Source organism: Burkholderia anthina, from assembly GCF_001547525.1.
Classification (GTDB): Bacteria; Pseudomonadota; Gammaproteobacteria; order Burkholderiales; family Burkholderiaceae; genus Burkholderia; species Burkholderia semiarida.
This window is the reverse complement of record NZ_CM003768.1, coordinates 3,472,945-3,487,111: the sequence shown is the minus strand read 5'-3', so window position 1 is coordinate 3,487,111 and position 14,167 is coordinate 3,472,945. Positions and strand designations below refer to the sequence as shown.

13 protein-coding genes are annotated in these 14,167 nt (G+C 70.8%); 4 read left to right on the top strand and 9 right to left on the bottom strand.

What is annotated here, in order from left to right; translation table 11 throughout:
• Positions 1-86 precede the first annotated feature (86 nt).
• The 4 genes from WS64_RS15950 (at position 87) to WS64_RS15935 (ending at position 4,317) form a co-directional block, all read left to right on the top strand.
• On the top strand, positions 87-845 hold the full coding sequence (locus WS64_RS15950) for a TetR/AcrR family transcriptional regulator (RefSeq protein WP_059583638.1): 759 nt from the start codon (positions 87-89) through the stop codon (positions 843-845).
• Entirely contained in the window at positions 842-1,423 is a 582-nt protein-coding gene (locus WS64_RS15945; protein WP_060966849.1) for an LOG family protein, read from the top strand. Before WS64_RS15950 ends, WS64_RS15945 begins: the two co-directional genes overlap by 4 nt.
• A gap of 22 nt (positions 1,424-1,445) precedes the next feature.
• The gene (locus tag WS64_RS15940) at positions 1,446-2,207 is read left to right on the top strand and encodes an SDR family oxidoreductase (protein WP_060966848.1); all 762 of its coding nucleotides are present in this window, start codon (positions 1,446-1,448) and stop codon (positions 2,205-2,207) included.
• Positions 2,208-2,433: 226 nt separating this feature from the next.
• Positions 2,434-4,317 carry an ArnT family glycosyltransferase gene (locus WS64_RS15935; protein ID WP_060966847.1) on the top strand — a complete coding sequence of 628 codons (1,884 nt, stop codon included), beginning with the start codon at positions 2,434-2,436 and terminating at the stop codon, positions 4,315-4,317.
• A 47-nt stretch (positions 4,318-4,364) separates the two neighbouring features.
• Here the strand turns inward: WS64_RS15935 and WS64_RS15930 are convergent, their stop codons facing one another.
• The 9 genes from WS64_RS15930 to WS64_RS15890 form a co-directional block, all read right to left on the bottom strand.
• Positions 4,365-4,982 carry a DUF924 family protein gene (locus WS64_RS15930; RefSeq protein ID WP_059583645.1) on the bottom strand — a complete coding sequence of 206 codons (618 nt, stop codon included), beginning with the start codon at positions 4,980-4,982 and terminating at the stop codon, positions 4,365-4,367.
• Positions 4,979-5,710 (bottom strand): alanyl-tRNA editing protein, encoded by a 732-nt coding sequence (locus WS64_RS15925; RefSeq protein WP_060966846.1) that lies wholly within the window; start codon positions 5,708-5,710, stop codon positions 4,979-4,981. Before WS64_RS15925 ends, WS64_RS15930 begins: the two co-directional genes overlap by 4 nt.
• 104 nt (positions 5,711-5,814) lie before the next feature.
• Positions 5,815-6,225, bottom strand: a complete 411-nt coding sequence (locus WS64_RS15920; protein WP_059583648.1) for a group II truncated hemoglobin — start codon at positions 6,223-6,225, stop codon at positions 5,815-5,817.
• 43 nt (positions 6,226-6,268) lie between these two features.
• Positions 6,269-8,884 (bottom strand): ABC transporter permease, encoded by a 2,616-nt coding sequence (locus WS64_RS15915; RefSeq protein WP_060966845.1) that lies wholly within the window; start codon positions 8,882-8,884, stop codon positions 6,269-6,271.
• The gene (locus tag WS64_RS15910) at positions 8,881-9,498 is read right to left on the bottom strand and encodes a DUF4126 domain-containing protein (protein ID WP_060966844.1); all 618 of its coding nucleotides are present in this window, start codon (positions 9,496-9,498) and stop codon (positions 8,881-8,883) included. The genes WS64_RS15915 and WS64_RS15910 overlap by 4 nt, the downstream gene beginning before the upstream one ends.
• A 217-nt stretch (positions 9,499-9,715) precedes the next feature.
• Positions 9,716-10,036 (bottom strand): quaternary ammonium compound efflux SMR transporter SugE, encoded by a 321-nt coding sequence (gene sugE / locus WS64_RS15905; protein WP_006497024.1) that lies wholly within the window; start codon positions 10,034-10,036, stop codon positions 9,716-9,718.
• A gap of 136 nt (positions 10,037-10,172) precedes the next feature.
• Positions 10,173-10,454, bottom strand: coding sequence for a putative hemolysin (locus WS64_RS15900; RefSeq protein WP_060966843.1), 282 nt, complete (start codon positions 10,452-10,454; stop codon positions 10,173-10,175).
• Between the two features lie 132 nt (positions 10,455-10,586).
• Complete coding sequence (gene kdpE / locus WS64_RS15895; RefSeq protein ID WP_059583654.1) at positions 10,587-11,285, bottom strand: two-component system response regulator KdpE; 699 nt, start codon at positions 11,283-11,285, stop codon at positions 10,587-10,589.
• Positions 11,278-14,121 carry a DUF4118 domain-containing protein gene (locus tag WS64_RS15890; RefSeq protein WP_060966842.1) on the bottom strand — a complete coding sequence of 948 codons (2,844 nt, stop codon included), beginning with the start codon at positions 14,119-14,121 and terminating at the stop codon, positions 11,278-11,280. Before WS64_RS15890 ends, kdpE begins: the two co-directional genes overlap by 8 nt.
• Positions 14,122-14,167: the final 46 nt, after the last annotated feature.

Genomic DNA, 14,167 nt, shown 5'->3' with positions numbered 1-14,167 from the left:
AGACATAGAACAGCAACCCGCGCCGGACGAATCACGCAGCATCGATTGCAGCGCCCGCCAGTCCGGCACACACAGGGCCGGACGACATGGAAGCGAAACCTCCCCGCCGCACCCGCGAACGGATTCTCGAGTTGTCGTTGAAACTCTTCAACGAGATCGGCGAACCGAACGTCACCACCACGACGATCGCCGAGGAAATGGAAATCAGTCCAGGCAACCTGTACTACCATTTCCGCAACAAGGACGACATCATCAACAGCATCTTCGCGCAGTTCGAGCAGCAGATCGAACGGCGGCTGCGCTTCCCCGAAGATCACCGTCCGACGATCGACGAAACCTGGTCGTACCTGCAGTACATGGCCGATTTCATGTGGACCTACCGGTTCCTGTATCGCGACCTCAACGACCTGCTCGCCCGCAACCGCACGCTCGAGACGCACTTCAAGCAGATCATCAGCCACAAGGTGCGCTTTGCGCACGACATGTGCGAGCTGCTCGTCTCCGATGCCGAAATGGTCGCGACGCCCGCCGAGATCGAAGTCATCGCCACCAACATGGCGGTGATCTCGACGTACTGGCTGTCGTACCAGTACGTGATGCATCCGCGCAAGTACAACGACCAGGACGCGATCCGCGAAGAGCTGCACCAGGTGAGCATGCACGTGATCTCGATCATGGCGCCGTACCTGCGCGGCCGTTCGCGCCAGCTGTTCGACGATCTCGTCTCCGGCAAGCTGCCCAAGCGCCAGTTCACCGACTACCTGCCCCCGCGCGACGGTTCGCCGCGCCCGGCCGGCAGCCCCGTCGCCACCGGCCCGGCCCCCGCCAAGGACGCGAAGCAATGAAGGCAGTCTGCGTTTACTGCGGCTCGTCGTCCGGCGTGCGGCCCGTCTACGCCGATGCCGCGCGCGCGTTCGGCCGCGCGCTCGTCGACGCAGGTCTCACGCTCGTATACGGCGGCGGGCGCGTCGGCCTGATGGGTGTGATCGCCGACGAAGTGATGGCGGCCGGCGGCCGTGCGGTCGGCGTGATCCCCGAGCTGCTCGTCGACAAGGAAGTCGGCCATACGGGGCTGTCGGAGCTGCACGTCGTGCCCGACATGCATCATCGCAAGAAAATGATGGCCGACCTCTCCGACGCGTTCGTCGCGATGCCCGGCGGCGCAGGCACGCTCGAGGAACTCTTCGAGGTCTACACGTGGGCGCAGCTCGGCTATCACCGCAAGCCCGTCGCGCTCTACAACATCGATTCGTTCTACGATCCACTGATCGCGCTGCTGCGCCATACGGTCGACGAAGGCTTCATGCGGCCGGCCTATTTCGACGCGCTGTGCGTCGAATCGGAGCCCGTCGCGCTGATCGAGCGGCTGCGCCGCTACCAGCCGCCCGCCCGCGACAAGTGGGCGCCTGACACAGCGAAGTAACCTTCACCGGAAACCGCACGCGATGACCGCACCGTCCGACCGCAAGGCCGTCCTCATCACCGGCGCGAGCCGCGGCATCGGCCGCGCGACCGCCGTGCTCGCCGCCAAGCGCGGCTGGGACGTCGGCATCAACTACGCGCGCGACGCGGCGGCGGCCGAACTGACCGCGCAGGCCGTGCGCGACGCGGGCGGCCGCGCGTGCATCGTCGCGGGCGACGTCGCGAACGAGGCGGACGTCGTCGCGATGTTCGATACCGTCGCGGGGGCGTTCGGGCGGCTCGACGCGCTCGTCAACAATGCGGGCATCGTCGCGCCGTCGATGCCGCTCGCCGACATGCCGGTCGACCGGCTGCGGCGGATGTTCGATACCAACGTGCTCGGCGCGTACCTGTGCGCGCGCGAAGCCGCGCGCCGGCTGTCCACCGACCGCGGCGGGCGCGGCGGCGCGATCGTCAACGTGTCGTCGATCGCGTCGCGGCTCGGCTCGCCGAACGAGTACGTCGACTACGCGGGCTCGAAAGGCGCGGTCGATTCGCTGACGATCGGCCTGGCCAAGGAACTGGGCCCGCACGGCGTACGCGTCAACGCGGTGCGCCCCGGACTGATCGAGACCGACATTCACGCCAGCGGCGGCCAGCCGGGCCGTGCGGCACGCCTCGGCGCGCAGACGCCGCTCGGCCGCGCCGGCGAAGCGCAGGAGATCGCCGAGGCGATCGTCTGGCTGCTCGGCGATGCGGCGTCCTACACGACGGGCGCGCTGCTCGACGTCGGCGGCGGCCGCTGAGCTGACGCGCGGCGCAACAATACGGCCGTCGATAACGCCCTCGGTCACGGCGCCACAAATCTCCACAATTCCGTGACAGTTTCAGTAAACATTCGTAACAATTCCGTGCTCTACTAGCGGACATCCAGACAGGTGTCCTGAACACGCTGTCCGTTACCCGAATGTAGCCGCTAATCGGTCCAGCCCATGTCGCCGGACCGGCTCGACTCGACCCGAGATCTTTTCCATGCCTGGAACCGCAGCGCCCGGCCGGCGACGCACGCCCGTGCCCGCCTCGTCCGCGCACACCCGCTCGACCGCCGATACCGACGTCATCGCGACGCTGGACGCCGCCGGCACGCCCGTCGCCGCCTCGACCGCCGCGATCAGCCCGCCACGCGAGCGCTCGCTGCCGCTCGGCTGGCGCGCGTGGCTGTTCGTCGCCGCACTGGTGTGCGCGTACACGCTGCCCGGCGTGCTCGGGCACGATCCGTGGAAACAGGACGAAACCTACACGTTCGGCATCATCCAGCACATGCTCGAGACCGGCGACTTCGTCGTGCCGACCAATGCCGGCCTGCCGTTCATGGAAAAACCGCCGCTCTACGCGTGGGTCGCGACGAGCCTCGCGTGGCTGCTGCAGCGCGTGATGCCGCTGCACGACGCGGCGCGTCTGGCGAGCGCCCTGTTCGCCGCGCTCGCGTTCGGTTTCATCGCGCGCGCGGCCCGCGTGGCCAGCCGGTCGGACACGTGGTTCGACCTGCGCGTGCTCGGCCCGGTCGTGCTGAGCGCGAGCACGCTCGTCGTCATCAAGCACGTGCACGACATGATGACGGACGTCGCGCTGTTTGCCGGCACGGCGATGGGATTCTGCGGGCTGCTCGAACTCGTGATGCAGCACGTCGCGCGCGCGCAACAGATGCGGCACGGGCTGCCGCCGCATCCGGCCGGCCGCTGGGCCGCGCCGCTCTTCGGCGCGGGCGTCGGCATCGCGCTGATGGCGAAAGGGCTGTTCGTGCCGCTCGTGTTCGCGGCCACGCTGGTCTGCACGCTGGCGCTCTACCCGGCCTGCCGCACCCGCGCGTTCGCACGCGCGCTCGGCGTCGCCGCGCTCGTGTTTGCGCCGTTCGCGCTGATCTGGCCGGCCGCGCTGTTCCTGCGCTCGGAAACGCTGTTCATGACGTGGTTCTGGGACAACAACGTCGGGCGCTTCTTCGGTTTCTCCGTCCCCGAACTCGGCGCGGAAAACGACAAGCCGTTCTTCATCCTGCGCGCGTTCCTGCTGGTCGGCTTCCCGGTCGCGCCGCTCGCGATCGTCGCGCTCGCGCGCGGTGCATGGCGCGAGCCGCGTATCGCGCTGCCCGCGCTGTTCGCCGGTATCGGGCTCGTGGTGCTGCAGGTGTCCGCGACGTCGCGCCAGCTCTACATCCTGCCGTTCTTCGCGCCGCTCGCGCTGGTCGCCGCGCAGGCGATCGACCGCCTGCCGCGCCGCGTGCATCTCGCGTGGGACTACCTGAGCCGCATCCTGTTCGGCACGGTCGTCGCGCTGGCATGGGCGATCTGGGCGGTGATGGCCGATCCGGCCGCGTCGCGCGCCGATCTCGCGCTGCTCGGCCGCTGGCTGCCGCTCGACTGGACGATGCCGATCCAGCCCGCGCTCGTGACCGGCGCGCTCGCGCTGACGGTCGGCTGGCTGACGCTGTTGCCGAAGCTGCGCGCGACGGGCCTGTGGCGCGGCGCGCTGTCGTGGGGCGCCGGCGCGCTCGTCGCGTGGGGGCTCATCTATACGCTGCTGCTGCCGTGGCTCGACGTCGCGAAGAGCTACCGCTCGGTGTTCGACGACCTGAACGCGCATCTCGCGCTCGAATGGAACGACGGCGACTGCATGGCGAGCCTGCACGGGCTCGGCGAATCGGAAGCGCCGATGCTGTACTACTTCTCCGGCATCCAGCACACGCCGATCGACGACGCGAAGACGACGCGCTGCACGTGGATGATCGTGCAGGGCGTGCGGGCCGTCGATCCGGCGCCCGGCAGCGAATGGAAGCTGTTCTGGACGGGCGCCCGGCCGGGCGACAATGAGGAACTGCTGCGCGTCTACGTGCGCACGCCCGAACAGCACCGGCAGTGACACGGGGCTCGCCGCCCCCTGCCGCCATCACGCCCCCATCCGGACCGTCAGAACGACGAGCCGGGCTCCCGCAGAAACGCCGTTTCCTCGTCGGTCGACGCGCGACCGAGAATCGCGTTCCGGTGCGGAAAGCGGCCGAAGCGCTCGACGACGGCCGCATGCAGCAACGCGAAGCGGTGATAGCTCTCGCACCCGGCCTCGTCGCGGATGCCCGCGCACAGGCGCACGGCCTCGCGCTGGCTCTCGAGCGACTCGTCGTGCTCGAACGGCAGATACGCGAACGCACGGTGATGCCCGCTCGGCAACCGCGCGTCCCAGCCGGCCGCGACGACGCGGCGGGCGAGCGCGAGCGCCTTCGGATCGGCGGCAAACGCGCGCGGCGTGCCGCGATGGATGTTGCGCGAGAACTGGTCGAGCACGACGATCAACGCCAGCGCGCCCGACGGCGAATCGGCCCAGTGATCGCAGGCGCCGTCGCACGCGGCGTCGAGCAGCGCGCCGTAACGCGTGCGCAGCACGTCGTCGAACGCCGCGCCGCCGTTGAACCAGATCTTGCGGTTCTGCCCGAATTCGGCCGAGCCCGGCTCGCCGAACCAGAAATCGAGAATCTCCCGTGCCTGCGGATCGAGCGCCGCCGCGCCCGCCTTCCCGGTATCGATCGTCATGCAAACTCCAGTACGAGGCGCCGTGTGCGCGCGCTCTTCTTTTCCAGTTTCGCGACCCGCAGCCCGCCGATTTCGGACGTGTTGCGCACGTGCGTGCCGCCGCACGGCTGCAGGTCGACGTTTTCGATGCGCAGCAGCCGCACGCGGCCGAGGCCCATCGGCGGCTTCACGCTCATCGTGCGCACGAGTTCGGGCCGTTGGGCCATCTCGTCGTCGGTGATCCATTCGGTCGTGACCGGATGCGCACCGGCGACGAAGCCCGCGAGGCGCCGCTCGACGTCGTCGCGGTCGATCGCCTCGGACGTCGCGAAATCGAGCCGCACGTAGTCGGCCGTCACGCTGCAGCCGTCGACCGCGTACGGCAGCACCGCGCACATCAGATGCGCGGCCGTATGCAGGCGCATGTGCCGGTAGCGGCGCAGCCAGTCGATCTGCGCGACCACGCGCGTGCCGGGAGCGAGCGTCGCGACGCTCGCCGCCTGGCCCGGTGCCGGCACATGGACGGCGTCGTCGGGCGTCGCGCCGTCGAACTTCGCCTTGCGCGTGTCGGCGATTGCGATCGTGCTGCCGTCGGGCAGCGTGAGCGTACCGGCGTCGCCGGCCTGGCCGCCGCCGAGCGGATAGAACACCGTGCGGTCGAGCCGGATGCCGTCGTCGCCGACGGCCTGGACGATCGCCTCGCATTGCGTGAAATACGCGTCTTCGCGAAACAGCGCTTGTGTCGTCATCGGGCGAGCCTCGAATCGATGGGGGAAACGGCCAGTGTCGCGCCGGGCCGCACGGGCGCCCAGACGCAGATCGTCCCGCGCGCGGGCAGCGGCGTACCGGTCGATCAACCGGGCCGGTTGCGCATCCAGTCCGCCGTGTCGTAGAACGAGTGCATGAGCCGCTCGCGCAGCGGCTCCGCCAGCCCGACGTCCTCCATCGCCCACGCCATGCAGCGCAGCCACTGGTCGCGCTCGACCGATGCGATCGGGAACGGCAGGTGCCGTGCGCGCAGCCGCGGATGGCCGAACCGGCCGATGTAGTGGTCCGGGCCGCCGAGCCAGCCGCACAGGAACCAGAACAGCTTGTCGCGCGACCCATCGAGCGACGGCGGGTGCAGCGCGCGAATCTGCGCGAACTCGGGCTCGAGGTCCATCAGGTCGTAGAAGCGGTCCACCATTTCGCGCACGCGGGCTTCGCCGCCCACGAGCTCGAACGCCGTCGGCTGCGACGGCGCATCGTCATTCACATCGGTCATACGGATAGTCGGAAAACGGAATCTTCGGGGCCGCGGACGACGCTCAGGCGTCGCGCAGCGACTGCAGCGCGGGGCGCCGCAACACATTATGCAGGCTCAGCCAGCCGGCCGCAGCCGCGCAGACGACACCGGCCGCGACGCCGGCCGGCACGAGCCATGGATCGACGGCGAGCTGGAAGTCGAACACGCGCGACGCGAGCACCCAGCCGACCGCGATCGCGCCCGCCGACGCGAGTGCGCCGGCCAGCGTGCCGACCACGACGAATTCGGCGCGCTGCACCGCATTGACCTGCGCGCGCGACGCGCCGAGCGCGCGCAGCAACGCGGCCTCGCGCACGCGCTCGTCGCGCGAGCCGGCAAGCGCCGTGTACAGCACCAGCACGCCCGCCGCGAGCGTGAACGCGAACAGGAACTGCACCGCGCCGACCACCTGCAGCATCATGCGTTGCAACTGCGCGAGGATCGGCGCGACGTCGATCGCGGTCAGGTTCGGGTAGCGCGCGATCAACGGATCGAGCAGCGCGGCATTCGATGCGGGCAGATGGAAGCTCGTCAGGTAGACGGCCGGGAAATCCTTCAGCACCGGCGGCGGCATCAGCACGAAGAAGTTGACGCGGAACGAGCCCCAGTCGAGCTTGCGCACGCTGGTGATCGGTGCGTCGACCGTCAGCCCCGTCACGTCGAAGCGCAGCGTGTCGCCCGGTTTCACGTTCAGCGTCTTCGCGAGGCCGGCTTCGATCGAGATCTGCGGCGTGGCCGCGGTGCCGAACCAGTCGCCTTCGACGATCCGGTTGTCGGACGGCAACTCGGTCGTGTACGACAGGTTGAATTCGCGATCGACGAGCCGGCGCGCCTCTTCGGACGGGTACGCGTCCGGATTCACCGGCTTGCCGTTGATCGCGACGAGGCGGCCGCGCACCATCGGCGCGGGCACGGCGTCGCGCACGCCGTGCGCGGCCAGATAGGCCGCGACATCGGCGCGCTGGTCGGGCTGGATGTCGATCAGGAACTGGTTCGGCGCATCAGGCGGCGTCGACTGCCGCCAGCCCGCCACGAGGTCGTTGCGCGTGATCGCGATCAGCAGCAGGCACATCAGGCCGAGCGCGAGCGCGGTGATCTGCAGCGCGCTGGCCGTGCCGCGCCGGTGCAGCGACGCCAGCGCGTAACGCCAGCCGACGCCCGCGGCCACGCGCGCGTCACGCACCGCGCGCGCGGCGGCGAACAGCACGAGCCGGGCGATCAGCGCGAACCCGACCAGCGCGCCGGCAAAGCCGCCCGCGACGATCAGGCCGAGCTTCAGGTTGCCCGCGGCCACGATCAGAAGCGCCGCGAACAGCACGACGCCGACCGCATACGCGGCCCACGCGGTGCGCGACGCGTCGCCCCACTCGCGCCGCAGCACGCGCACCGGCGGCACGCGCGTGAGCGGCACGAGCGGCGGCAGCGCGAAACCGAGCAACAGCACGAGCGCCGCGCCCATGCCGATCAGCGCCGGCCACAAGGTCGGCGGCGGCAGCACGACGTCGATCAGGCTGCCGAGCGCGGCCAGCAACGCCCAGTGCCCGCCATAGCCGAGCACCGCGCCCGCGGCGCCCGACACGATGCCGACGCCCGCGAATTCGAGCGCGAACAGCGCGCCGAGCGTGCGGCGGCTCACGCCGAGGCAGCGCATCGTCGCGCATCCGTCGAGATGGCGCCGCATGTAGCGCTGCGCGGCCATCGCGATCGCGACCGCCGCGAGCAGCGCGGTCAGCAACGCGACGAGCGTCAGGAAATGACGCGCGCGATCCAGCGTCTGCCGCACCTGCGGCTGCCCTTCCCGCAACGATTCGAGCCCGACGCCGCGCAGCTTCCCGCCGTCGACGCGCGCATGCGCATACGACTCGAAGCGCGCGACGGCCGGTGCGTCGCCGGCGACCAGCAGCCGGTACGTGACGCGGCTGCCGTAGCCCGTGAGCCCCGTCGCGGCGAGCTCGTCCGCACGCATCATCAGCCGCGGCGAAAAATTGACGAACGAAAAGCCGCGATCGAGCTCGCGGGTGATCGCCGCGGCGACCGTGAACGTGCGCAGCCCGACGCGCACCGTATCGCCCGCCTTCAGGTGCAGCGCGTCGAGCAGCGCCGGATCGGCCCATACGGTGCCGGGCGCGGGAATCGCGGCCGCCTTGTGCGCGACGGCCGCGCCGGGCGGCAGGATCTCGACCGCGCCGCGCAGCGGATAGCCGGGCGACACGGCCTTCACGGCCGCAAGGCGCGACGGCGCCGCGTCGGCGGCCTGCCCGCCCGCAGCGGACGCGATCATGCTCGGGAAGATGGCGGTCGTCGCGGTACGCAGGCCGAGCGCGCGGGCCTGCCGGTCGAACGACGGATCGACGGGACGATCGGCGCGCACGACGAAATCGGCGCCGAGCATCTGGCGCGCGTCGCGCTCGAGCCCCTGGCGCAGGCGGTCGGCGAGAAAGCCGACGCTCGTCAGCGCCGCGACCGCGAGCACCAGTGCGAGGACCACCAGCGTCAGTTCGCCCGCGCGCCAGTCGCGCGCGGTCATCCGGGCAGCCTGGTGGATCAGGTCGCGCAGGCCGAAGCGGCCGCCATGCGCGCGCCCGTCATGGCCGGAGGGCCCGGCCGGCGGCTGCGCCGCGTGTTGCGGCCCCTTCAATCGCGTTTCCCTCCGATCGAGTTGAGCCGCGACACCATGTGGTTCGCCATCCCGCGGAAGCCGCCCGACACGCCGCGCCACAGGCGCGGCAGCGCCCACGCCGACGCCGCGATGAACGCCGCAAGCAGCACGAGGAACGCGAGCGGAACGAAGAAGGCGAGCGCGAGCCCGCCGACCACGAGACCGTCCTCGGTCGACGACGCGAACCAGTTCGAAATCGGTTCGGGAGACAGGTTGATCAGCGCGCGCGTGCCGGCCTTCGCGACGTGCGCGGCGCCGGCGAGCGAGCCGCCGGCCAGCCCCGCGACCGCCAGCATGGTCGGATCGGCATGGCCGAGCGCGCCGGCCGCGAGCACGGCGCCGGCCGGAATGCGAATGAAGGTATGCACGGCATCCCACAGCGAGTCGAACGCGGGGATCTTGTCGGCAAGGAATTCGGTCACGGCGAGCACGGCAGCGGCGCCGATGACCCACGGCGACATCAGCACGGCCAGCGTGTCGGGCAGATGGAGCCAGCCGAGCCGCGCCAGCACGCCGGCGATCAGCACCGTCAGGTACAGGCGCAGGCCGCTCGCCCACGCGAGCCCCGCGCCGAGGGAAATGGCTTCGATCATGGCCCTCTCCTTGCACTTCCCGTGCGTTTTGCCGATTGACCGGATCGGGTCGGACAGACTGGCCGCGCGGCGCGTGGCGACCGGCACCGCGTGCCGCGACAGGCACGACGGTATTCAGGCCCGAATACGTTCCATTATAGACAGGCTGGACGGGCAACCGGCGCAATTGCGCGAGGCGGCGCGGCGCCCGGGCGCACGCGCGCCCGGGATACCGTCGTCAGGCGGCCGACGACAGCTTCAGGCCGACCAGCCCCGCGACGATCAGCGCCGCGCTCGCGACGCGCGCGACGGTCAGCGCCTCGCCCATCATCACGATGCCGAACACGAACGCGCCGACCGCGCCGATGCCCGTCCACACCGCGTACGCGGTGCCGAGCGGCAACTGGCGCATCGCGACCGCGAGCAGCCCGAAGCTGGCCAGCGCCGTCACGATCGTGAACACCGACGGGCCGAGCTTCGTGAAGCCGTCCGACGATTTCAAGCCGGCCGCCCAGGCCACTTCCAGCAAACCGGCGATCAACAACCATACCCACGCCATCTCGACGTACTCCGTATCGGATGGGGCCGTCCCCGTTGAAGCGAATGACCCGGGGTCGTCCCCGGACGGCGCCGAGTATAACAAGCGGCTTACAGGCTTGCGGGCGGCCGGTGCGGGGGCGCAGCGGGCCGCGCGGTCAGTTCGCCACGCGCCTGGGCGCGCCCCCGCCGACGCACCGGTCGTCGCGGTACAGCGCCCACTCCTCGCACACGCGGCCGTCCTTGAACACGCACATGCCGACCTGCCCGCTCGACAGGTTACGGATCACATGGCGACCGCCGAGCTTCTCGCAGTTGACCGACGCGGGATTGGCCAGCGCGGCCCGCGCGGGCGGCTGCTGCCCGGGCGGCAGCGGCTGGGCGAACGCGCCGGGCGCGGCCAGCGCCAGCGCACAGATGACGACCAGACGGACGGACATTGCACGCTCCTCGTTTTCGTTCGGGGAACGGTCAGGATAGCGGGGATTGCACGGCCGGTGTGCAAGGCCGGCTGCGGTCGCGAAACTGTCGCGCCGGCGCAACCCTGCCGGCGCGCGGCCGCGCACCACCCGTCACACGGCGCCGACGAGCCGGTAGCCGACGCCCGTCTCGGTGACGATGTGCTCGGGCTGCGCGGGATCGGCCTCGAGCTTCTGGCGCAGGTGCGCCATGTAGATGCGCAGGTAGTGATGGCTCTCGACGTGCGACGGCCCCCACACGTCGCGCAGCAGCTGGCGGTGCGTGAGCACGCGCCCCGCGTGGCGCACGAGCGTCGCGAGCAGCCGGTATTCGAGCGGCGTCAGGTGCACGATCGCGTCGTCGCGCCACACCTGGCGCAGCGCGAGATCGACGCTCACGGCGCCGAAGGTCACCTTCGGCGACTCGTTCGCACCGCCCTGGTTGCGCCGGCGCAGTTGCGCGCGAATCCGCGCGCGCAGTTCGGACACGCCGAACGGCTTGGTCAGGTAATCGTCGGCGCCCGCATCGAGCGCCGCGACCTTCTCCTCCTCCTGCGTGCGGGCCGACAGCACGATCACCGGCACCTCGGACCAGCCGCGCAGTTCGCGGATCACGTCGAGGCCGTCGGTGTCCGGCAGCCCGAGGTCGACGATCACGAGGTCGGGCTTGCGCGTCGCCGCGTCGATCAACCCCTGCTTGCCCGTCTCGGCTTCGAACACCGCGATGTCCTCCTCTTCGAGCGCGGCGCGCACGAAGCGGCGGATCTGCTTTTCGTCCTCGATCAGGACGACGGTCAGGGTCGGTTCACTCATGGTCGGGCAATGACTCGGATGGGGGCGATGCGCCCGGCAGGTCGGATTCGTCGTCGGGCACGGCGGGTGCCGCCGGCGGCGTGTCGACCGGCAGCGTGAACCAGAAGCGCGCGCCCGTCACGCGGCCGTCGGGCGCGGTGCGGTTGAGTGCGCCGATTTTACCGCCGTGCGCCTCGACGATCGCGCGGCAGATCGCGAGGCCGAGCCCGATGCCCGGCGTCGCCGATTCCTTCTCGCCGCGCGTGAACTTGTCGAAGATCCGCGCCTCCATGCCGGCCGGAAGGCCCGGGCCGTGATCTTCGACGTGCACGCGCACGAACGGGCTCCCGTCGTCGGTCACGCGCTCCGCGCCGATGTCGAGCGACGTATCGGGCGGCGTGTACTTCGCCGCGTTCTCGAACAGGTTGGTGAACAGCCGCTCCATCAGCACCGCGTCCATCTGCAGCAGCGGCAGGTCGGCCGGCAGCGCGACGCGCACGGGATGGCGCGCGAGCACGCGCCGGCAGGCGGCAAGCGCGGCGCCGACGGTTTCCTCCAGCAGCGACCACTGGCGCTTGAGCTGCAGGCTGCCGGCCTGCAGCCGCGCCATGTCGAGCAGGTTCGTGACGATGCCCGTCATGCGCAGCGCCTCGTCGTGAATCGCGTCGACGAGCTCGCCCTCGCGCTGCGCGAGGCGCGCGGCCGCCGCGGCGTCGCCGGCCTGCGCGGCCGCGCGCCCGTTCGCGAGCATCGACGAGAAGCCGACGATCGTCGTGAGCGGCGTGCGCAGGTCGTGCGAGATCGCCGACAGCAGCGAGTTGCGCAGCCGCTCGGATTCCATGTTGACGAGCGCGTCGCGCGCGATCTCGACGTAGTGCACGCGCTCCAGCGCGAGTGCGATCTGCGCGGCGAACGCGTCGAGCATCCGCTGCTGCTCGGGCACCTCGAGTTCGCGCGGCTCGCGCGATGCGACCGCGAGCACGCCGCGCGTGCGCATCGGCGCCTTCAGCGGCAGGTACAGCGCGGCCGTCGCCGGCAAGGTATCGGTGCCGCGCCCGGCCGGCTTCTGCTGGTCGTACACCCACTGGCCGACGTCGCTGTCGAGCTCCGCGCCCGTCAGCGTGACGGCCGCATCGGGCTCCTCGATCTTCTGCCGCACCTGGTCGGCACTGTCGGGCAGCAGGAACGCGACGCGCGCGCGGAACACCTCGCCCACGTGGCGGCTGCCGATCTCGACGATCTGCTCGGTCGTCAGCGCCGCGCCGAGCTCGCGCGCCATCGCGTAGATCGCGCCGGTGCGGCGCTCGCGGCGCTGCGCGATGCTTGCCTGGCGCGTGAGCGTCGACGTCAGGTGGCTGATCACGAGCGACGTCAGCAGCATCCCGAAGAAGGTCAGCAGGTATTGCGTGTCGCTGACCGAGAACGACATGCGCGGCGGCACGAAGAAGAAATCGAACGCGGCCACCGACAGGAACGACTGCAGCACGCCCGGGCCGCGCCCGAGCCGGACGGCCGAGAACACCACGCCGAGCAGGTACAGCATCACGAGGTTCGTGAGGTCGAGCCGCGCGGACACGACGCTCGCGACGACGGTGATCGCCGCGCAGATCGCCGCCGCATACGCGTAGTGGCGCGGCGGCGAGCGGTGCGTGCCGAACTGCGCGAATGCATCGCGCCAGTCGCGCGCCCGCGCGTCGAGCGGCGCGGCGCGCGCCTCGTCGCTCGCGGACGCGCGAATCAGCATCAGGTCGACGTCGCCCGCGCGTTCCGCCAGTTGCTCGCCGAACGGCCGCGCGAAGCGGCGCGCGAGTCCGACCTTCGGCGAGCCGCCCGCGACGAGCTTCGACACGTTGCGCACCTTCGCATAGCCGATCAGCGCGGCGACCGCGTCGGCGCCGGCGAGCGTGGCCGTCTCCGCGCCGAGCTCGGCCGCGAGCTTCAGCGCGTCGAGCGTGCGCTGCCGCCGCGCGTCGGGCAGCCGCTGCAGGCGCGGCGTCTCGACGTACACGGCGATCCAGTCGGCCTTCAGGCTCGCGGCGAGGCGCGCGGCCGCACGCACGAGCGTCGGCGCCTCGGCGCCCGGGCCGACGCACACGAGCAGCCGCTCGCGCGCCTGCCAGATGCGCTGGATCGAACGGTCGGCACGGTACTCGCGCATCTGCGCGTCGACGCGATCGGCCGTGCGCCGCAGCGCCAGCTCGCGCAGCGCGATCAGGTTGCCCTTGCGGAAGAAGTTGCGCACCGCGCGCTCGGCCTGCTGCGCGAGATAGACCTTGCCGTCGCGCATCCGCTCGAGCAGCTCCTCGGCCGGCAGGTCGACGAGCGTGACTTCGTCGGCCGCGTCGAACACGCGATCGGGCACGGTCTCCCACACGCGGATGCCGGTGATCGCGCCGACCACGTCGTTCAGGCTTTCGAGGTGCTGGACGTTGACGGTCGTATATACGTCGATGCCCGCGTCGAGCAGCTCGTAGACGTCCTGCCAGCGCTTCAGGTGCCGCCCGCCCTGCACGTTCGAATGCGCGAGCTCGTCGACGAGGATCAGTTGCGGCGCACGCGCGAGCGCGCCGTCGAGATCGAATTCGGCGAGCGTGCGGCCGCGATAGTCGATGCGGGCGGGCGGCAGCACGTCGAGGCCGTCGAGGAGCGCGGCCGTCTCGGCGCGGCCGTGGGTCTCGACGATGCCGACGACGACGTCGACGCCTTCCTGCACGCGCTGACGCGCGGCCTGCAGCATCGCGTAGGTCTTGCCGACGCCGGCGGACGCGCCGAAGAAGATCTTGAGCTGGCCGCGCCGCTGCTTTTCTTCGTCTCGCTGCAGCTTGTCGAGGAGTTGGTCGGGATCGGGACGATTCATGCGTGAGGAAAGCGGAGCGCCCGGATGCGCGCGGGTACGAGCATTG

Coding starts and splice junctions, on each gene's coding strand:
- WS64_RS15930 (WP_059583645.1), bottom strand. CDS start 4,982: ATGACGATCGATACCGGGAAGGCGGGCGCGGCGGCGCTCGATCCGCAG.
- WS64_RS15890 (WP_060966842.1), bottom strand. CDS start 14,121: ATGAATCGTCCCGATCCCGACCAACTCCTCGACAAGCTGCAGCGAGAC.
- WS64_RS15910 (WP_060966844.1), bottom strand. CDS start 9,498: ATGATCGAAGCCATTTCCCTCGGCGCGGGGCTCGCGTGGGCGAGCGGC.
- sugE (WP_006497024.1), bottom strand. CDS start 10,036: ATGGCGTGGGTATGGTTGTTGATCGCCGGTTTGCTGGAAGTGGCCTGG.
- WS64_RS15950 (WP_059583638.1), top strand. CDS start 87: ATGGAAGCGAAACCTCCCCGCCGCACCCGCGAACGGATTCTCGAGTTG.
- WS64_RS15945 (WP_060966849.1), top strand. CDS start 842: ATGAAGGCAGTCTGCGTTTACTGCGGCTCGTCGTCCGGCGTGCGGCCC.
- WS64_RS15900 (WP_060966843.1), bottom strand. CDS start 10,454: ATGTCCGTCCGTCTGGTCGTCATCTGTGCGCTGGCGCTGGCCGCGCCC.
- WS64_RS15940 (WP_060966848.1), top strand. CDS start 1,446: ATGACCGCACCGTCCGACCGCAAGGCCGTCCTCATCACCGGCGCGAGC.
- WS64_RS15925 (WP_060966846.1), bottom strand. CDS start 5,710: ATGACGACACAAGCGCTGTTTCGCGAAGACGCGTATTTCACGCAATGC.
- WS64_RS15920 (WP_059583648.1), bottom strand. CDS start 6,225: ATGACCGATGTGAATGACGATGCGCCGTCGCAGCCGACGGCGTTCGAG.
- kdpE (WP_059583654.1), bottom strand. CDS start 11,285: ATGAGTGAACCGACCCTGACCGTCGTCCTGATCGAGGACGAAAAGCAG.
- WS64_RS15935 (WP_060966847.1), top strand. CDS start 2,434: ATGCCTGGAACCGCAGCGCCCGGCCGGCGACGCACGCCCGTGCCCGCC.